This is a genomic window from Mangrovibacter sp. MFB070 (assembly GCF_000705335.1).
Classification (GTDB): Bacteria; Pseudomonadota; Gammaproteobacteria; order Enterobacterales; family Enterobacteriaceae; genus Mangrovibacter; species Mangrovibacter plantisponsor.
Genome location: NZ_JJMI01000002.1, coordinates 50878 through 70457 on the forward strand (window position 1 = coordinate 50878; position 19580 = coordinate 70457).

At 51.2% G+C, this 19580-nt stretch carries 19 protein-coding genes and 2 tRNA genes; 7 read left to right on the forward strand and 14 right to left on the reverse strand.

Features of this window, described 5'->3' with window-relative positions; translation table 11 throughout:
- Positions 1-47: 47 nt before the first annotated feature.
- The 7 genes from gudD to syd form a co-directional block, all read right to left on the reverse strand.
- Positions 48-1388: a glucarate dehydratase gene (gudD, locus tag DT73_RS00715; RefSeq protein WP_036102577.1), complete on the reverse strand. Its 1341-nt coding sequence runs from the start codon at positions 1386-1388 to the stop codon at positions 48-50.
- Complete coding sequence (locus DT73_RS00720; RefSeq protein ID WP_036102588.1) at positions 1388-2749, reverse strand: enolase C-terminal domain-like protein; 1362 nt, start codon at positions 2747-2749, stop codon at positions 1388-1390. The genes gudD and DT73_RS00720 overlap by 1 nt, the downstream gene beginning before the upstream one ends.
- Entirely contained in the window at positions 2733-4109 is a 1377-nt protein-coding gene (locus tag DT73_RS00725) for an MFS transporter (protein WP_036102590.1), read from the reverse strand. The genes DT73_RS00720 and DT73_RS00725 overlap by 17 nt, the downstream gene beginning before the upstream one ends.
- 391 nt (positions 4110-4500) lie before the next feature.
- Positions 4501-4944, reverse strand: coding sequence for a flavodoxin (locus DT73_RS00730; RefSeq protein ID WP_036102887.1), 444 nt, complete (start codon positions 4942-4944; stop codon positions 4501-4503).
- Positions 4945-4948: 4 nt separating this feature from the next.
- Entirely contained in the window at positions 4949-5746 is a 798-nt protein-coding gene (gene truC, locus DT73_RS00735) for a tRNA pseudouridine(65) synthase TruC (RefSeq protein ID WP_036102591.1), read from the reverse strand.
- On the reverse strand, positions 5743-6072 hold the full coding sequence (locus DT73_RS00740) for a YqcC family protein (protein ID WP_036102594.1): 330 nt from the start codon (positions 6070-6072) through the stop codon (positions 5743-5745). The genes truC and DT73_RS00740 overlap by 4 nt, the downstream gene beginning before the upstream one ends.
- A 643-nt stretch (positions 6073-6715) precedes the next feature.
- Positions 6716-7264: a SecY-interacting protein gene (gene syd / locus DT73_RS00745; protein ID WP_036102597.1), complete on the reverse strand. Its 549-nt coding sequence runs from the start codon at positions 7262-7264 to the stop codon at positions 6716-6718.
- A 176-nt stretch (positions 7265-7440) separates the two neighbouring features.
- On the opposite strand from syd, the gene queF reads away from it, so the two are divergent.
- The 3 genes from queF to xni all read left to right on the forward strand — a co-directional run bounded on the left by queF (position 7441) and on the right by xni (position 10745).
- A complete protein-coding gene (queF, locus tag DT73_RS00750; RefSeq protein ID WP_036102600.1) occupies positions 7441-8289 on the forward strand; it encodes an NADPH-dependent 7-cyano-7-deazaguanine reductase QueF in 849 nt (282 codons plus the stop codon).
- A 171-nt stretch (positions 8290-8460) separates the two neighbouring features.
- Positions 8461-9825: a nucleotide 5'-monophosphate nucleosidase PpnN gene (ppnN, locus tag DT73_RS00755; protein WP_036102604.1), complete on the forward strand. Its 1365-nt coding sequence runs from the start codon at positions 8461-8463 to the stop codon at positions 9823-9825.
- Between the two features lie 161 nt (positions 9826-9986).
- Entirely contained in the window at positions 9987-10745 is a 759-nt protein-coding gene (gene xni / locus DT73_RS00760) for a flap endonuclease Xni (protein WP_036102889.1), read from the forward strand.
- A 39-nt stretch (positions 10746-10784) separates the two neighbouring features.
- On the opposite strand, the gene rlmM is transcribed toward xni, so the two are convergent.
- The 4 genes from rlmM to DT73_RS00780 all read right to left on the reverse strand — a co-directional run bounded on the left by rlmM (position 10785) and on the right by DT73_RS00780 (position 13810).
- Entirely contained in the window at positions 10785-11885 is a 1101-nt protein-coding gene (gene rlmM, locus DT73_RS00765) for a 23S rRNA (cytidine(2498)-2'-O)-methyltransferase RlmM (RefSeq protein ID WP_036102607.1), read from the reverse strand.
- A complete protein-coding gene (locus DT73_RS00770) occupies positions 11878-12273 on the reverse strand; it encodes a DUF423 domain-containing protein (protein ID WP_036102611.1) in 396 nt (131 codons plus the stop codon). Before DT73_RS00770 ends, rlmM begins: the two co-directional genes overlap by 8 nt.
- 39 nt (positions 12274-12312) lie before the next feature.
- Positions 12313-13230: a glycine cleavage system transcriptional regulator GcvA gene (gcvA, locus tag DT73_RS00775; RefSeq protein WP_036102614.1), complete on the reverse strand. Its 918-nt coding sequence runs from the start codon at positions 13228-13230 to the stop codon at positions 12313-12315.
- A gap of 352 nt (positions 13231-13582) precedes the next feature.
- A complete protein-coding gene (locus tag DT73_RS00780) occupies positions 13583-13810 on the reverse strand; it encodes a YgdI/YgdR family lipoprotein (RefSeq protein ID WP_036102621.1) in 228 nt (75 codons plus the stop codon).
- Positions 13811-14000: 190 nt separating this feature from the next.
- Between DT73_RS00780 and csdA the strand changes: the two genes are divergently transcribed.
- Together csdA and csdE are read left to right on the forward strand one after the other, a co-directional pair.
- A complete protein-coding gene (gene csdA / locus DT73_RS00785) occupies positions 14001-15206 on the forward strand; it encodes a cysteine desulfurase CsdA (protein WP_036102623.1) in 1206 nt (401 codons plus the stop codon).
- A 5-nt stretch (positions 15207-15211) separates the two neighbouring features.
- Positions 15212-15652: a cysteine desulfurase sulfur acceptor subunit CsdE gene (gene csdE / locus DT73_RS00790; RefSeq protein WP_036102625.1), complete on the forward strand. Its 441-nt coding sequence runs from the start codon at positions 15212-15214 to the stop codon at positions 15650-15652.
- On the opposite strand, the gene tcdA is transcribed toward csdE, so the two are convergent.
- Both tcdA and mltA read right to left on the reverse strand, forming a co-directional pair.
- Complete coding sequence (tcdA, locus tag DT73_RS00795) at positions 15643-16455, reverse strand: tRNA cyclic N6-threonylcarbamoyladenosine(37) synthase TcdA (RefSeq protein ID WP_036102627.1); 813 nt, start codon at positions 16453-16455, stop codon at positions 15643-15645. The two genes, csdE and tcdA, sit on opposite strands and share 10 nt — an antisense overlap.
- 62 nt (positions 16456-16517) lie before the next feature.
- Complete coding sequence (mltA, locus tag DT73_RS00800) at positions 16518-17612, reverse strand: murein transglycosylase A (protein ID WP_036102891.1); 1095 nt, start codon at positions 17610-17612, stop codon at positions 16518-16520.
- A 206-nt stretch (positions 17613-17818) separates the two neighbouring features.
- On the opposite strand from mltA, the gene DT73_RS00805 reads away from it, so the two are divergent.
- Positions 17819-17895: transfer RNA gene (locus DT73_RS00805), tRNA-Met, on the forward strand.
- A gap of 61 nt (positions 17896-17956) precedes the next feature.
- Positions 17957-18033 (forward strand) — tRNA-Met (locus tag DT73_RS00810).
- A 197-nt stretch (positions 18034-18230) separates the two neighbouring features.
- Here the strand turns inward: DT73_RS00810 and amiC are convergent.
- A complete protein-coding gene (gene amiC / locus DT73_RS00815) occupies positions 18231-19484 on the reverse strand; it encodes an N-acetylmuramoyl-L-alanine amidase AmiC (RefSeq protein WP_036102634.1) in 1254 nt (417 codons plus the stop codon).
- Positions 19485-19580 lie beyond the last annotated feature (96 nt).

Sequence of the window (19580 nt, forward strand, 5' to 3'; positions counted from 1 at the left end):
GGCCTGCAACTAACACAAGCCTGGCCGCATGCCGGTAAAACTACCGGTTAACGCACCATGCACGGGCGTTTGTTATCAAACGTCCAGTCGGGGATAAGATACTGCATAGCCATGGCATCATCACGTGCGCCAAGTCCATGTTTTTGATACAGCTCATGGGCTTTCATGACCTGGTCCATATCCAGCTCAACGCCCAGACCTGGTTTGGCCGGCACCTGAACCATACCGCCTTTAATCTGCAGTGGTTCGCGAGTCAGACGCTGGTTGCCTTCCTGCCAGATCCAGTGGGTATCAATAGCGGTTACCTTACCCGGTGCGGCGGCTGCCACATGGGTAAACATAGCCAGAGAAACATCAAAATGGTTATTGGAATGCGAACCCCATGTCAGCCCAAAATCATGGCACATTTGAGCAACACGCACTGAACCCTGCATTGTCCAAAAATGCGGGTCCGCCAGCGGGATATCCACAGACTGGAGCGATAAAGTATGGCCCATCTGGCGCCAGTCTGTAGCAATCATGTTGGTTGCGGTTGGCAGACCGGTAGCACGGCGGAACTCAGCCATCACTTCACGGCCTGAGAAACCTTGTTCCGCACCGCAAGGATCTTCTGCGTATGCCAGCACACCTTTAAGTTGTTTGCCCAACGCAATCGCTTCATTCAGAGACCAGGCACCATTCGGATCCAGGGTAACCCGCGCTTTGGGGAAACGTTTTGCCAGTGCAGTAACCGCTTCGGCTTCTTCTTCGCCAGCAAGTACACCGCCTTTCAGTTTAAAATCATTAAAGCCGTACTTTTCATAAGCAGCTTCAGCCAGGCGCACCACGCTGTCTGGAGTCATGGCTTTATCATGGCGCAAGCGGTACCAGTCGCATTTTTCATCCGCCTGGTTTTGGTAAGGCAGAGGTGTCTGTGTACGGTCACCAACGAAAAACAGGTAGCCCAGCATTTCAACTTCACTACGTTGTTGCCCATCGCCCAGCAATGTTGCAACGTTAACACCCAGGTGTTGGCCCAGCAGATCCAGCAGTGCCGCTTCGATACCGGTCACAACATGAATCGTGGTACGTAAATCAAACGTTTGTAACCCGCGGCCACCTGCATCGCGGTCTGCAAATGTTTGGCGAACCAGGCTAAGCACATTTTTATATTCGCCCAGTGCTTTTCCCTTAACCAGCTCAGCGGCATCTTCCAGCGTTTTACGGATTTTTTCGCCGCCGGGAATTTCGCCCACACCGGTATGGCCGGCGTTATCTTTAATAATGACGATATTGCGGGTGAAGAAAGGGGCGTGAGCGCCACTCAGATTCATCAGCATGCTGTCGTGGCCTGCAACGGGAATAACCTGCATGCTGGTTACGACAGGAGTAGAAGTTACGTTACTCATTAGCTTGTCCTTGTGTTCATATAATCACGACCAAAAGCGGGGCGTTTACGGTCAAATGTCCAGCCTGGCACCAAATACTGCATTGCGCTGGCATCATTCCGTGCGCCTGCCGGCAATGTTTTATACAGTTCATGGGCTGCCTGAACCTGTTCCCAGTCCAGTTCCACACCAAGCCCGGGGGTATCCGGCACAGTGATTTGCCCATTAACAATTTCCAGTGGTTTTTTCGTCAGCCGCTGGTTACCTTCCTGCCAAATCCAGTGGGTATCCAGTGCGGTGGGCCGCCCGGGGGCTGCCGCGCCAACATGGCTGAACATCGCCAGTGAAATGTCAAAATGGTTATTTGAATGGCAACCCCAGGTAAGCCCCCAGTCATCACACAGTTGCGCCACACGAATGGCACCACTGAGCGTCCAGAAGTGTGGGTCTGCCAGCGGGATATCCACCGCATTCAGCATTACGGAATGCCCCATTTCACGCCAGTTGGTGGCAATCATGTTGGTTGCCACAGGCAACCCGGTGGCGCGCCGGAATTCAGCCATCACTTCGCGGCCAGAAAAGCCCTGTTCAGCGCCACAAGGATCTTCGGCATATGTCAGCACACCCTTCATGCCTTTGCACAATGCGATGGCTTCATCCAGCAACCAGGCCCCATTCGGGTCTACCGTGATGCGGGCATCGGGGAATTGTTTCTTGAGCTGCACGGCGGCATCAAGTTCCTGTTCACCAGGCAACACGCCACCTTTCAGTTTGAAATCTTTAAAGCCATAGCGGTCTTGCGCAGCCTGAGCCTCGCGAACAATAGCCTCTGAATTGAGCGCTTCCTGGTGGCGCAGGCGGTACCAGTCGTGAGATCCAGGGCTGCTTGCCAGATAGGGCAAATCCGTTTTCTGCCGGTCTCCGATATAAAACAGATATCCCAGAACCGTCACGGCATCGCGCTGGCGGCCTGGCCCTAACAGCTCACATACTGGAACATTGAGAACCTGCCCCAGTAAATCCAGGCAAGCGGCTTCCAGAGCGGCGACAGCATTAACCCGTAATTCAAAGGTCCATGCGCCTTTACCAAAGGTGTCAAAATCCGCAGACTGATTACCTTTGTGCACCTGTTGCACCAGGCGGTTAAGGCGGGCAACTTCCTGCCCGACAACCTGGGGAATGGCGTCATTCAACGTGCGATAAATGACGTCGCCGCCAGGTGCTTCCCCAACACCGGTATGCCCGGCGTTATCGGTAAGCACAACGATGTTGCGTGTGAAGCAGGCATTATGTGCGCCACCAATATTGAGCAGCATACTGTCGTAACCAGCCACGGGGATAACCTTCATCCCCGTGATAACCGGACTAGATTGTGTGTGCATGTTTCTCCTCCTGTCCTTTAACGGGTTTGAGCTCAATACGCTTGATATCACCAACAATGACCAGGAAGCTCAGCACCGCAACCAGAGCATGAATACCGACATAAATCAGCGCTCCGTGGAAAGACCCCGTCATCCCGATGATGTAACCAATGGCAATCGGCGTCACAATGCCGGAGAGGTTACCAAACATGTTGAACAGCCCACCGCTCAGGCCACTGATCTCTTTTGGCGCGGTATCGGCCATCACCGCCCAGCCTAATGCCCCAAGTCCTTTGCCGAAGAAAGCCATCGCCATAAAGCCAACCACCATCCACTCTGCATCAACGTAATTGCACAGCACCATGGTCATGGACAACAACATGCCGCATACAATAGGCACTTTACGGGCAATATTGAGGGAACCGGTGCGACGCATCAGCCAGTCGGAGATAATTCCCCCCAGCACGCCGCCAACGAATCCACAAACAGCAGGTACAGACGCGATAACCCCGGCTTTAAGGATTGACATTCCACGCGCCTGGACCAGGTAAACCGGGAACCAGGTAATAAAGAAATAAGTCAGGGCATTAATGCAATACTGGCCGAGATAAACCCCCATCAGCATGCGTGATGACAGTAATTGCTTGATTTGAGCCCATTTTTCAGACATCGGCACCTGGTGCTTAACCCCTTTCTGATCCATATTGATCAGGGCCCCACCTTGCTCGATATATTCCAGCTCTTTTTTATTTACCCCGGGGTGGTCGTTTGGTTCGTGGATCATTTTGAGCCACAGGAAGCTGATGAGGATCCCAAGCCCGCCCATAAAGAAGAACACATGAGACCAACCCACAGCATGGGTCAGCCAGCCCATAATGGGCGCGAAAATAACGGTAGCGAAGTACTGTGCTGAGTTGAATATAGATACTGCCGTTCCCCTTTCCTGTGCGGGAAACCAGGCTGCAACAATTCGGCTGTTACCAGGAAAAGAAGGCGCTTCGGCCAGGCCGACCAGAAACCGCAACATAAACAGCGCAGCGACAATGCCAAACCCACTGAATATATCGACGAACCCTTGCAATAAGGTAAACAATGACCAGGTGAAAATAGACCAGAAATAAACCCGTTTGGAGCCAAAACGGTCGAGTAACCAACCGCCTGGGATTTGCCCAATCACATAGGCCCATGAGAAGGCCGAGAAGATGTACCCCATACCAACGGGGTCAAGACCAATGTCTTTCGCCATAGCAGAACCGGCAATAGACAGCGTTGCGCGGTCACCATAGTTGAATGAGGTGACGATAAACAGCATCACCACAATCCAGTATCGGGCGTTGGTGCGCTTTTGTGCGTTATCCGCCACCTGGCTGACTGTGTTCATGTTGTGCTCCTGAATCTCTACGTTGAGCGACTCCCATTCTGAACAACAGAACCTGTAGGGTACTTCAGAATGATGAATAAAGGCCGCAGCGTTATTTGTTATCTGGCGCCCTGAGGGCTTTTACGTCTGCGGAATATGTACTGGCTTAAGCAGTATAAAAACGCGCAATGCACCGCTCACCGTGCAACCGCACAAGATTAAGGAAACGAGGAGTAAGAAATTTAAGCATCAGACCAAAGTGCTGCGTACTTCTTCACGAATTGCCTGATTAGCTACCAAAGATAGCGAGTTTGGCAGTGAATTGTTTTGAGACGTGAGCGGCATCACTTGACAGCCATGCCGCAGAGGAAAGACACACTAAAGAAAGGGAAATTGCAGTAACATCAGGTGATTAAATCAATTTACCCCACCGCTCAACCCAGGCATTGGTCACTTGCTCAGGTTCCGGGTTTTCTGCTGCATCCACCAGCAACACATCACCAACCCGCTGCGCGGCCACTTCCTGAAGCAGAGCATCAAACTGCTTACCACCACCGCAAAAGTGTTCATAGCCACTGTCGCCAAGGGCTACCAGACCATAACGGTGTTGCGGGAAATACCCGGCATCCTTAATAGCGTGAAAGAGAGCGCGAATGTTATCGGGCAAATCTCCCTGGCCGGTGGTGGAAGTAATGACCAGGGAATAATGGCCCTGGTAACGCGCCCAGTCAGCGATTTCAGGGTCTTCAAAAATGGTGACATGATGCCCCTGCTGCGTTAGTAACGCCTCTGCTTCTTCGGCAACTAACAGCGCGTTTCCATACACGGTGCCAACAAAAATACCGACTTCTGCCATCCTGTTAACCTCTTGTTGTTTCGCAATCACACCCATCCTGGCTGCCACCAGAGACAAACTCAACCCTTTCATTCTCTTTCAGGATCCCTTGCCAGCCAAAATGTGACAATGCCTGCATCCAGCTTTCATCCAACCCGGCATTTATCACCAGGGGTTCGCCGGTAAAAGGGTGTGTCAGTGCCAGTTGGCTTGCATGTAACATAAGGCGGTTACACCCAAAGTGCTCAGCGGCACCACGGTTCTGGCGTAAATCGCCATGTTTTGTATCGCCAATAATGGGGTGGCGCAAATGCACCATATGGCGGCGTAACTGGTGTTTACGCCCGGTCTGGGGTAACAGTTCCACCAGGCTGTAACGCGCGGTGTCATAGCGGCCAATAGCCACCGGCATTTCCACTGTTGCCAGGCCACGGTATTGTGTTACGGCTGGCTGGGCCACTTTATCTTGCCGGGAAAACTTATCCGCGATTTTATCCAGCTCTTCCACCAACGGGTAATCCAGTACGTCAGCGCCTTCCAGCCAGCCCCGGGTAATCGCATGGTAACGTTTTTGAATTTCATGCTGTTCAAATTGCCGGGAAAGCCTGCGCCCTGCTTCGCTACTCAGCCCAAGCAGCAATACGCCCGATGTTGGCCTGTCCAGTCGATGTACGGTAAAGACATGCTGGCCGATTTGATCACGCACAGTCTGCATGACCACGACTTTTTCGTCCCGGTCCAGCCAACTGCGGTGCACTAACCAGCCTGAGGGTTTATTGACTGCAACCAGCCAGTCATCCTGATAGAGAATTTCCAGTGTCACGATTTATCACCTGAAAATAAGGCGTCCAGTTCTACCAGCACCGCCAGTACGGATTCCCGGCCAGTATGGCCTGGGGCAAGCGCCTGTTCATAATAAGGCGCGACGGCGAAGTTCTCGGGTAATGCATGTGGGCCATCCAGTAACGCATGCATCCGGGGAATAAGCACCCATTGCAACCATTCATAAGGTTGTAAGGTATCAAGAAAGAATGGCTGTGAACTTTCGAAAGCACTGGCATGAGGCGGTTCGGCCTGCCACTGCCCACAATCACGCAACTGCTGTTCAAGCATGTGCAGATGGCGGCGCACCGCCTGGTGGTGGTTCATGGGTTTCTCCGGGCAAAATCAACAGGCGCAAGCATACCATTGCTGGCTGTAATGAGAAAAATAGCGGGTGGGAAACAATAATAAAAAAAGGGAGCACTGTTAAACAGTGCTCCCGGTTCGTTTAGCAGCTATCCGGCTACTCATTGTGCTCCCTGCTCATCCTTGACAACTTTTCCTGATTAACAATCCGTGTTAGTGCTTCCTGCACGCGTCTTCCCGATGCTACAAGCGCCCCCCGACGCATCTGTCCTTAAGTCATCCTGACCCACCTGACTCCTGTCGGGCTCTCATTCTCCATCCTGGAGGTGTCCTTTTGCGCAACCTTGCGCTATCCTCTTTGCTTCATCCTGAAGCCTTCCCTGTTGCACCTTCTGGTGTGTCCTGTTTGAAGAGACATCATCCTGATATCTGCTTCATTATCAACTCCCTGTCGATGGCATTAGAATCGCTGATTCAGCAGGCAGTTACAAGATGCCGTCAGATAAACCCTACGTAAAGTTTCATTTGCCAATGTATAGTTCACCTTTAACAGCATGATAATAAAAACTTTTTAAAAACAACCATCTAAAAGGTAATGCATTTTCTCTGGCAGTTTTCCTACAACTTTGTAAGAGATATCTCACAAAGAAGTAAGCCAAAAGGACTACAAAGTCCGCGGGCTGGCGTCCTGAAGGAACTGTACAAGTGAGGGAGCGAGAACCTGGCGCACCTTACGCCCCAGTGTTTCGAGCACCACTTCACCACTCAGGTTACACACAGCGACCACCTGAGACTCACTTTCAACAGTGCCAATAAAAACCGTTGGGGAAAGTTTTAAACGCCGTTGGGTGACCAGGTGACCAATCACATTCTCCTGCACGCGGGTGAAGTCTTCTTCACTCCATACTTGCAGTAGTGTTAGCTGTAACCCCCCAAACGTTGCCAGCATATCGCCGGCAAATTGCGTGGTGTAAAACTGGTGAACCGCTGGCTGCAAGGTGATCCCCATGGCTCGCTCAACAGCGCCCAGGTCCTCAGACAGGCTAAAAGGCTGAGGTTGCCAGTACACCACATCCTCTTTAGTTTGGGTAATACAGGGCGATGCCACGCCGAACAGTTCATCACTCGCCGGGTGGGTTCCACACAGTTGTTCCCACGCCTGACTGTATCGTGTGGTAAAATCCTGCAAAGCATTCTGGACAGCGTTATCCACTCTTTTCTCCGAAGAAGTCACTGCAAACCGGCGGCCTGGCGAGAAGTAGCCAGATACCGTTGACGACCAAAGCGGACACCATACAGGATGGTAGCGTAGCTTGCTAACTTCCGGCCGCAAAATTTACACGAACAAAATAAACACCACCTTCTCGGCATCCTGTTTAAAGGTAAAGTATGACTGTTTACGATAACCACAAGGCACTCAGTGGCCTTACACTGGGTAAAACCACGGATTACCGGGATCGCTACGACGCTAATTTATTGCAACCCGTACCCCGCAGCCTGAACCGCGACCCACTGGGGCTGCATGCTGACAGCCTGCCGTTTCACGGTTGCGACATTTGGACATTGTACGAGCTCTCCTGGCTTAACAGTAAAGGGCTGCCTCAGGTTGCTGTTGGGCATGTTGAACTGGAAGCGCGCAGCGTTAACCTGATTGAATCGAAGAGCTTTAAACTGTATCTCAACAGTTTCAACCAGACCCATTTTGAAAGCTGGGACGACGTGCGCCAGACACTGATTCGTGACCTGAGCCAGTGTGCAAAGGGCCAGGTTGCCGTCACACTGTATAGCGTTGGTGACCTGGAAGGGCAACCTATCGCCGCTTTTAACGGTGAGTGTATCGATAACCAGGATATCACTATTGATGATTATCAGTTTGATGACACATTACTCGAAGGTGCCGCAAGCGCAGGCCCGGTCATCGAAGAAACACTCATCAGCCATTTACTGAAATCAAACTGCCTGATTACTCACCAGCCGGACTGGGGTTCAGTACAAATCGCCTATCAGGGCAGGCGTATTGATCGCGAAAAACTGCTGCGTTACCTGGTCTCTTTTCGCCATCATAATGAGTTCCATGAACAGTGTGTTGAACGCATATTCAATGATATTCAGCGTTATTGCCAACCTAAAGCACTGAGTGTTTATGCCCGCTATACACGCCGTGGTGGTCTGGATATCAACCCGTGGCGCAGCAATTATGCCTTCACCCCTGCTACAGGCCGCCTGCCCCGCCAATAGCCTTTGTTGCTCATGGAAGAGCAATGCTTTGAATCACTTTTCGCTATGCGAACCAACACGCGAATCAACACAATAATGCAAACTGTTGCACTCGGGTGGGTTGTTAAAACACACAAGCCAGGGCTATTGTAATCAAAGGGAGCTGTGCCTTTAGCCCCATAAGGAGTCTACTTGATTACACATATCAGCCCACTTGGTTCAATGGATTTGTTGTCGCAACTGGAAGTCGACATGCTTAAGCGCACGGCCAGTAGCGATCTTTATCAACTGTTTCGTAACTGTTCACTTGCCGTTCTGAACTCCGGTAGCCAGACAGACAGCAGCAAAGAGCTGTTATCCCGCTTTCAGAATTTCGACATCAACGTACTGCGCCGGGAACGTGGCGTTAAACTTGAGCTGATTAACCCGCCTGAAGATGCCTTTGTCGATGGGCATATCATTCGCTCACTGCAGGCCAACTTGTTTGCCGTGTTGCGCGATATTCTGTTCGTTAACGGGCAAATTAATCTTGCCAGCCGTGTACAGCACCTGGATCTGGAAGCCTCGGCACATATCACTAACCTGGTGTTTTCGATTTTGCGCAATGCCCGGGCATTGCATGTTGGTGAAGCCCCGAACCTGGTTGTTTGCTGGGGTGGTCATTCAATTAATGAAACTGAATATCTGTATGGCCGCAGCGTAGGTAACCAGCTCGGCTTGCGGGAATTGAATATCTGTACTGGCTGCGGGCCTGGTGCAATGGAAGCCCCAATGAAAGGTGCGGCGGTTGGGCACGCTCAGCAACGCTACAAAGATGGCCGGTTCATTGGTATGACTGAGCCTTCAATTATTGCCGCTGAGCCACCAAACCCGCTGGTTAATGAACTGATAATCATGCCGGATATTGAAAAACGCCTTGAAGCATTTGTGCGTATTGCCCATGGCATCATCATTTTCCCGGGAGGCGTCGGTACTGCAGAAGAACTGTTATACCTGCTCGGCATTTTGATGAATCCGGAAAACCAGAACCAGGTGCTGCCGTTGATTCTCACCGGGCCGAAAGGCAGTGCGGATTACTTCCGGGTGCTGGATGAATTTATTGTTAACACGCTGGGTGAAGAAGCCCGCAAACATTACACCATCATTGTTGATGATGCGGCTGAAGTGGCGCGCCAAATGAAAAAAGCGATGCCTCTGGTGAAAGAGAATCGCCGTGAAAGCGGAGATGCTTACAGCTTTAACTGGTCATTACGTATTGCACCAGACCTGCAACTTCCCTTCGAACCCACCCATGAGAATATGGCAAACCTTAACCTGCATACGGAACAGCCAGCAGAAAAACTGGCCGCGGACCTGCGCCGGGCTTTCTCAGGAATTGTGGCGGGTAACGTGAAAGAGGTGGGCATCAAAGCGATTGAAACCTATGGCCCGTATAAAATCCATGGTGACAGCCAGATAATGAAACGGATGGATGACTTACTACAGGGCTTTGTAGCCCAGCATCGTATGAAGCTCCCCGGGTCGACCTACATTCCTTGCTACGAAATTTGTAGTTGATAACCAGGTTAATGCGTAACCATTCATACAGGGCAGTCTTCACTGCCCTTTTTTATTGCGGTTAAATTTGGAAACTGCCGCGCATTGTTTTCCCCCAGCCTGGTAGCCAAAGCCATAAAATGGTAGGGTTCATTTATAGTAACTTGCTGAAAAATACTGCTATGTCATCACACTTACTGATAATTGACGCACTGAATCTTATCCGCCGCATTCATGCTGTATCCGGTTCCCCTTGCCGGGATACCTGCATACATGCGCTCAGGCAGTTACTCAACCACTCCAGCCCCACTCATGCTGTTGCGGTATTCGATGACGAGAACCGGCACCACGGCTGGCGCTATCGCCTGTTTCCGTCATATAAAGCAGGCCGCTCAGCAGTACCGGAAGATTTACAAAATGAGATGCCACTGATTCGCAAGGCCTTCACTGAACAGGGCGTTGCCTGCTGGTCACTGGAAAACTGCGAAGCAGATGACCTGGCAGCAACGCTGGCTGCAAAAGTTGCTGCCGCCGGGCAGTTAGCCACCATAGTTTCCACTGATAAAGGCTACTGCCAGCTCCTGTCGCCCACTATTCGGATTCGTGACTATTTCCAAAAACGCTGGCTGGATGCCCCATTTATTGCAGAAGAGTTTGGTGTAACCCCGGAAGCATTACCCCATTACTGGGGCCTGACGGGGGTTAGCAGCAGTAAAATCCCAGGGGTGCCAGGCATTGGCCCCAAAACGGCCAGCCAGTTAATCAGCCAGTACCAGACTCTGGAAAACCTCTGGCAACACCTGGATGACGTTCCAGAAAAGTGGAAGAAGAAGCTCGCAGGGCAATATGACACTGCCCTGCTTAGCAGAAAACTGGTTACGCTGGAAACCGGGATGGTGTTATCCGGCAACCTGCAGCAACTGCGCCTTAATAAGCCATAACGGGTTACTGGCGTTGTAAACCAGTAACCACAGGCACGCTTAACGCTCGTCTCGCCGCCCACCTACAGCCGCCCACCAGCGGCGCACATGCACGGTGACTTCCTCCCGGTCATGGTACAACTGCCGCGCCTGGATTGTGGCGTTAATTCCCTGTTCATCCAGTGCATTACGAATAGACGCCAGGTTTTGCGACACCTCTTCATAGCGCTTTTTCATTGGCAGTTTGAGGTTAAAAATGGTCTCCCGGCACCAGCCATTTACCAGCCACTGCACCATCAGTGCCGTTACTTTGGCGGGTTTTTCCACCATGTCGCACACCATCCATGAAATGTTGTTGCGATTAGGGCGGAAACGGAAACCATCTTCCCGTAACCAGGTCACCTGCCCGGTATCCATCAGGCTTTGTGCCATAGGCCCGTTATCAACGGAGGAAACCCACATGTTGCGTTTCACCAGTTGGTATGTCCAACCACCCGGGCAGGCTCCCAGGTCCACGGCATACATACCATTCGCCAGGCGTTCATCCCATTCATCTTCAGGAATAAACACATGAAAAGCTTCTTCAAGCTTAAGGGTTGAGCGGCTTGGTGCGTCGGAGGGAAACTTAAGGCGGGGTATCCCCATATAAAATGGCGAATTATTAGTGCTCAGGGAATAACCCACATAGCAACAACCCGGGGCGATAAAAAAGACATGAACCACCGGGCGGCGGTTGTTTTCAACTTTTGATAACACCCCGGCAGAACGCAACGCACCACGCAACGGTACCGTAAATTTACGGCAGAACTTCATCAGCTCTTTACTTTCGTTGGTATCGGCAACCTCGACACGCAAATCGCCGCCTTTATCAACCTGGCCGGTAAGTGCGGCAACAACCGGTGTGATACGGTCCTCGGGCGGTAAATCTTTAAGCAATTCGCCGGTGATAAACATTTGCCGGGCAAAAATCAGCGACATAAATGGCAGGTTTTTTATCAGTTTTTCTGCATCGCCATCCTGGTAGCATTCAAATAAAACCCAGGCAGAATGCTCTTTTACCCGGGCAAAACCGTACACTTCTAATTGCGCCGCTTTATCAGTTATTTCTGCGGCACACTCTTTTTCAAAACCCTGCCGGCAGTAAAGTACTACCTTATTCATGCGTTACACCTTTGCGTTTCAATCGAATTGCGCCAATCAGCATCAATACCCAACCGGCTAAAAAACTCACTCCACCAACGGGGGTGACAAACACCCACAAACGGAGTTGGGACAACGCCAGGCAGTACAAACTGCCGCTGAACAAAACTGTCCCTAATGCCAGAAAAACACTACTCCAGTAAAACCAGATACTGATCCGGCGTTGCATTGCCACCGCCAGCCCTAAAATTGCCAGCGTATGGAATGCCTGATACTGGAGCCCGGTATGTATCCATCCCAGTTCAGCAACCCCAATAGACTTACTGAGAACATGTGCGCCGAATGCGCCAAAGGCGACATAAACAAAACCGCTCACCGCGGCAAAAATCAGCATAAAACGGCTGGTCATGGTATTACCTTAAATTGTGCCCTGCCCAGGCAGCACAGATTAATGATCATAACGAAAACGGAATTTTTCTTGTTCACTGGCCGCTTTCGCAAGGATCCACTGCCGGAAGGCTGCGATTTTTCCCAGCTCTGCCTGGCTGTCATGACAAACCAGATAGAACGCGTTTTTACTCACCAGCACATCATTGAAAGGACAGACCAGGCGGCCTGCTTCAATCTCAGATTGCGCCATAACATTATTGGCTAACGCAATCCCTTGCCCGTGGATAGCAGCCTGCAACACCATCGAGCTGTGGCTAAATATCGGTCCTTGTTGCACATTAATATGCGCCAGCCCCAGTTGCCGGGTGTAGGCCTGCCAGTCACGGCGCGACGCATCATGCAAAAGCGTATGCTGAATTAAATCCTCAGGGGATTTTAACGGTTTATCTCCGGTTAACAACAACGGCGAACAAACAGGAAGCAAATACTCAGCATAAAGCTTTTCAACACGCAGCCCCGGCCAGTTTCCCCGGCCATAAAAAATAGCCACATCGACATCATCCGCCAGCTTATCTTCCTGCCTGTCCACCGCCTGAATACGTACATCAATGCCCGGGTAATCAGCGTTAAAGCTTGATAAACGCGGTACCAGCCACTGTATCGCAAAACTTGGCAGTAAACTGACTGTTAATGCCCCTTTCGCACTGCGCGCCTGTAGTTTGCGCGTTGCCTCAGTTAACTGGGAGAATATTTCTTTGATATCGAGAAAATAGCTTTGCCCTTCTTCTGTAAGCAGAAGGGAACGGTTACGCCGCCGGAATAATTTAAGCCCCAGAAAATCTTCCAGGGACTTTATCTGGTGGCTGACCGCCGCCTGAGTAACGAATAATTCTTCAGCCGCTTTCGTAAAACTCAACTGGCGCGCTGCAGCATCGAATACACGTAATGCGTTGAGAGGTGGAAGTCGCTTTGACATCTTTGCCTGGCTTTTATGTTAACCAATAATAACAAACAGGAAACAGAGTTTAACCTATTAGTTTTTTTTATCTGAGCCATTATAAATTGTCCGTTGAGGTTGCACCAGCAAATACCTATAGTGGCGTCACTTCCTGAGCCGGAACGAAAAGCTATTCTGAAATGAAGGTTTTAGAGGGGCTTTTGGCTTACGGTTGTGATGTTGTGTTGTTGTGTTTGCATTGGTCTGCTATTCAGACCCCGGCGGCAAAGGCTGCCTTTTTCACTTCCTGTACATTTACCCTGTCTGTCCATAGTGATTTGTATAGCACCGCAATTTGCGGTGCTTTTTTTTGCGTTAAGATCAGCGAAAATCAGTTATCCAGCGCTGTCATTTCTTTTACATCTGAACGGTTTATCTGTTGTTGAGCCCCACTGGCATCTTCATATTTAATCATGCCAGTTTCATCATCGGTTGAAGGTTTACCCTGAGTGACAATCGTTCTGCCATCATTGGTGTGCATCACATAGTTGGTTCCGGAGCAGGCTGAAAGTGCCAGTGTCATCATCCCCGCACACAGCATTGCATAAACCTTTGTCATTCTCGCCTCCTTCAGTATGAGATGCTGCTTTATAACGCAGCTGCACTATTGAAAATAAAATTGCTAACACTATTCAGCATAACAAACTCCCTGACGGCCATTTTCATTCCTGGAGGAATCTGAATCCCTGTCATGGCTTGTAGAACGCTTCAAAATACGCCACGATCTACGCCATGAAATGAGGAAAAGCATGAAATCATTTAATCCCAGCCAGTTTCGCGCCCAATTCCCTGCACTGAATGATGGCCCGATTTATCTCGATAGCGCGGCAACTGCCCTGAAACCCGGCGCAGTCATTGATGCGACTACAGCATTCTACAAAAGCAGCGGAGGCAACGTTCACCGTAGCCAGTCGGTACAGGCACAGCAACTGACGGAGCAATACGAAAATACCCGTACTCTGGTCGCTCAATATCTGAATGCCCCGGACCCAAACACGATTATCTGGACCCGGGGCACGACAGAAGCCATCAATCTGGTAGCCCAGGGGTTTGCCCGCTCTCGCCTGCAGGCCGGAGATGAAATTATCGTCAGTGAAGCAGAGCACCACGCAAACCTGGTGCCCTGGCTTATGGTGGCTGAACAGACTGGTGCCAGGGTGGTGAAATGGCCGGTGAATAGTGAAGGTCTGCCAGATATTCAGCAATTACCCGGCTTAATGACCTCTCGCAGCAAAATTTTGGCTGTTGGCCAAATGTCTAATGTGACTGGAGCCCAGCCTGACCTTGCCCGGGCGATAACACTGGCTCACCAGGCCGGTGCATTTGTTGTTGTCGATGGCGCGCAAGGTATTGTGCACAACCCACCAGACCTCACCGCACTGGGTTGTGATTTTTATGCATTCTCTGCCCACAAACTCTATGGCCCGACAGGTATTGGCGTACTGTACGGGAAAGCGGAACTGCTGGCAGATATGTCGCCGTTGCTGGGTGGCGGGAAAATGATTACTGACGTTTCCTTTGATGGCTTTACCACGCAACCAGCCCCGTGGCGTTTCGAGGCTGGCACACCCAATATGGCGGGTGTCGCAGGCCTGAATGCGGCGCTGCAATGGCTGGGGCAGGTTGATACTGCTCAGGCAGAAGCCTGGTCGGGCCAGCTAGCCGACAGCGCCGCACACCAGTTAGCACAAAGGCCCGGTGTCCGGCTGTTTCGGGCACCCCATGCCAGCCTGTTTGCTTTCACGGTTGATGGCCTGCACCACAGCGACTTAGCAACGCTGATTAGTAGCGCCGGTATCGCTTTACGCTCTGGTCAGCACTGCGCACAACCCCTGCTTGCTGCTCTGGGCGTGTCAGGTACACTACGGGTTTCATTTGCGCCTTATAATACGCCAGACGATGTTGCCGCCCTGGTTGCAGCGTTTGACCAGGCGCTGTCAATTTTGTTGGACTAAGCCATATGCCTTTAACCGGACAACACCCTTTCGGAACCCAGATAACGCCAGAATCCTTGCAACATGAATTTGCGCCGCTCACCGCCTGGGAGGAAAAGTACCGCCAGTTAATTTTGCTGGGTAAAAAGCTCCCGCCACTACCCATTGATGAACGGGAACGGGCACACGAAATCAGTGGGTGCGAAAACCGTTTATGGCTTGGGTGGGAGCAAGCCGAAAATGGGCAGTTGCACTTCTTCGGCGACAGCGAAGGGCGAATAGTGCGCGGCCTGCTGGCGATATTGTTAACGGGCATTGAAGGGAAAACCCGTGATCAACTGCAAAATAGCAGCCCACTGGCGCTATTTGAAACCTTAGGGCTCAGGGCGCAATTAAGTGCCAGCCGCAACCAGGGGCTGAATGCTCTGGAAGCGGCAGTAAAAGAAGCGGCGCACGCTCAGCCCTGAGCCAGGCGGGCAGCTTTAGCCAGCATCTTTTTCAATGCATGAGATACGGCGACAAAGCCAAAAGTTGCGGTAACCATTGTTGCCGCACCAAACCCGGAAGCACAGTCCATGCGTTTTGGCCCTTCTGCGGTACTTTTCGCGGCGCAAACGGAGCCATCCATTTGCGGGTAAACCAGGGCTTCGGTGGAGAAAACACAGTCCACACCAAGCTTTCCTTTGCTGTTTTTCACTACGCCGAAATCACTTTTCAGGCGTTCACGAACTTTGGCAGCCAGAGGATCCTGGATAGTTTTCGCCAGATCTGCCACCTGAATCTGGGTAGGATCGATTTGTCCACCCGCACCTCCCGTTGTAACCAGAGGTACTTTGTTGCGCCGGCACCAGGCTATCAGCGCAGCTTTAGGGCGCACACTGTCGATGGCATCAATCACGTAACTGAAGCCTTTATCCAGCAGTTGTGCCACGTTATCCTGAGTAACAAAGTCATCCACAACTGTCACCTGGCATTCCGGGTTGATTGCGGCGATACGTTGCGCCATAACTTCCGCTTTCGCCAGCCCGACATTCCCCTGCAATGCATGTATCTGCCGGTTTGTGTTGGTGACACAAACATCATCCATGTCAATCAGCGTAATAGCACCCACGCCTGTACGCGCCAGCGCTTCTGCAACCCATGAACCCACGCCACCAATGCCGACAACGCAAATATGTGCATCAGCAAAACACTGCAGAGCCTCACGCCCATAAAGCCTTGCAGTACCGCCAAAGCGTTGCAGCCAGGCATCCGTCAGTACGACAGCCATGAAAAACCTCAGATATTCTACAAATAAAACGGGCTGGATAATCCAGCCCGCAAGGAAGAGAGTCAGCCACTAAATATACCGGTTCCTGGCGCTGTTTTCAGCACCCAAACGCGGCCATAATGGTTAAACCAGCCCGCACGATGCCCGGCAGCATCGCCAATCCCCTGATAAATATCGAAATGCTGGCCTTTAATTGCCCCGCCAACATCAAGAGCAACCATAACTCGCAATTCATACTGGCCTGCGAATTTGCCGTTGTCATCCAGAACAGGGACTTCAGCCAGAATCGTGCTGCCTGCCGGTACAATCGAGCGGTCAGAAGCCACGGATGCTCTGCCAACCAGCGGCACCGCACTGGCACCTTTTACCGGAGCCAGTTTTTCTGGTTTAAAGAAAACAAAGGAAGGGTTCTGCTCAAGCAGTTCACGCACTTCTGCTTCACTGTGTTGCTGACCCCATTCACGAATAGCCTGCATAGACATATCTTCGCGTTTCACTTCCCCCCGGTCGATGAGTACCTTACCGATACTCACGTAGGCATGGCCATTTTTACCGGCATACCCAAAGAATGTCAGCGGCTCTCCATCACCGAAGTCAACATAACCGCTACCCTGGACATCCATAATGAAATTGTCCATCAGGGAGTTGCTCCAGGCGAGCACATAGTTATCGCTCAGTGCACCCGAGTATATCTGGGCGCGAGAAGGTAACCGGCCGCGTTTTGGTGGCATACGGTAAATCGGATACTGGAAAGCGCCCTGGCGAGTATGGCGAGCCTGAATAACCGGTGTGTAATAACCGGTGAACTGCACGTTGCCATAATTATCAACACCCTGCATTTGCCAGGCGTCAATACCGAACTGGCGTAGTGTGCGGGTATCGCCACCCGAGCGTAACCAGCGCTCTACCGCATCATAGACTGCACTCTGAGAACCGTACAACCGGGGCGATGCCCCCTGAATAAGCCCCACCTGCTTTGCAAAATCACCAGCATTGATTGGTGCGCCTATGGCATCAGGCTGGTTTACCAGTGAAAAAGGCTGAGTGAGTTCACCGTCTTTATATTGCTGACCACGATCCGTCGGTTTTGAGGAACAGGCAGCCAGCATGGTCGCCAGACAGCCTGCAATTAACACCTTCCCCCAATGAGATTTCATGATTTTCCCTTCGTTATAACTGCGTTCGCTTCGCGAAGATAACAAACCCCGGGCCTGAATAAAATCAGCAGGCTCGCGCCAACCTGTAATATGCGCAAAAACCCGGCATGTAGCTGAATATTTCACCACAACTGGCACGAATCAGCATGTTGATTTAAAAAAAGGTTGCATCACAACATGATGAGTGTATAGTGCGCTTCCACAGACGCGGGGTGGAGCAGCCTGGTAGCTCGTCGGGCTCATAACCCGAAGGTCGTCGGTTCAAATCCGGCCCCCGCAACCAATTTTGTAGATTAAGCGTTATATGCTGTTTACAAAATGAAAAAGTGAAGAAGAAAGACGGACGCGGGGTGGAGCAGCCTGGTAGCTCGTCGGGCTCATAACCCGAAGGTCGTCGGTTCAAATCCGGCCCCCGCAACCAATAAATTAACGCCCTGATGGGTGTTTTTTTGTTTCTGGCGCCAGAAAAAATCTGACTACGCCTCACTACCTGCAACGCCCCCAACCTGAAAAATCCCCGGCAGCCTTTTTCACAAGCAGCAACCCGCTATTTTTTACTGACAACAACAGAGAAGAACCCCCCGACGCGCTCTTCTCTGCTGGTGATATACCCGGGTATTAGCTGCGACGTGCCAGTTTGGAGCTGTCTGCGAAATAAGCCTGTATTCCGGAGAAAATAGACTCAGCCACTTCCTGCTGGAAGCTGGCGGTTTTGAGCTTACGCTCTTCTTCCACATTACTGATAAATGCGGTTTCCACCAGTATAGAAGGGATCTCAGGTGCTTTAAGGACGGCAAACCCGGCCTGATCTACCCGGTTTTTATGCAGCCGGTTCACTCGTTCTAATTTATTGAGCACTTCTTTGCCAAACTTCAGGCTGTCAGTGATAGTCAGTGACTGCACCATATCGAACATAGTGTGGTCCAGATAACGGTCGCCACTTTTACTGACACCACCAATTAAGTCGGCGGCGTTTTGCGTCTGCGCCAGGTATTTCGCGGCGGTACTCGTCGCCCCTTTCGTTGATAATGCAAATACGGAAGAACCGCGGGCCTCACGGCTGGTAAATGCATCCGCATGTATCGAGACAAACAAATCGGCCCGTTGTTTCTGGGCTTTCGCCACCCTGACTTTCAGCGGAATAAAGACATCTTCATTGCGTGTCATGTAGGCCTTCATGTTGGCCTGCTTATCAATCAATGACCGCAAACGGCGCGCGATTTTCAACACCACATCTTTTTCGCGTGTTTTATATTTGCCAATAGCCCCCGGATCTTCGCCACCGTGCCCGGGATCTATCATGATAACAATTGGACGATCACGGCCGGCTTTGCCCGGTTGTGGCCCCTGCGGTTGCGCAGGCATTTTTTTATCTAAATCGCCATTGTTGTAATCTTCCAGCAATGCCAGCAACGGATCCTGCTCACTGGAGGCATTAACCGGGTATAGATCCATAACCAGGCGTTCTTTAAATTCAGCAACAGGCGCCAGCGCAAATAAATGAGGGGTGACATTTTGCTTGAGTTCAAACACCAGGCGCACAGTATGGGGATCAAACTGGCCGACACGGGCGGAACGGATATAAGGATCATTAGCGTTGATAAGATTACCCAGCCCTTTCAGAACCGAGTTTAACTGCACACCTTCTATATCCAGAACAAGGCGGGATGGGTTGCTCAACGCAAACTGCTTATATTTAAGCTGGTGACTGGATTCAACTGTCACACGCGTATAACTTGATGCGGGCCAGACGCGAATCGCGATAACGTGGCTTGCGGCAGCAAAACTCAACGGGCTGACGCTCAGGAGCCACATCGCGCCAGCACCTTTAAGTAAATTTCGACGGCTAAACAATGAATGAGAATCTGACATGCTTCTCCTGAGCATTTTAAAACGCTGCGTTGCCAGGCCGGAAATGTGCCACAACGGTAAATATTAAATCGAAACTTTAACGAAAGGTTGTGCACC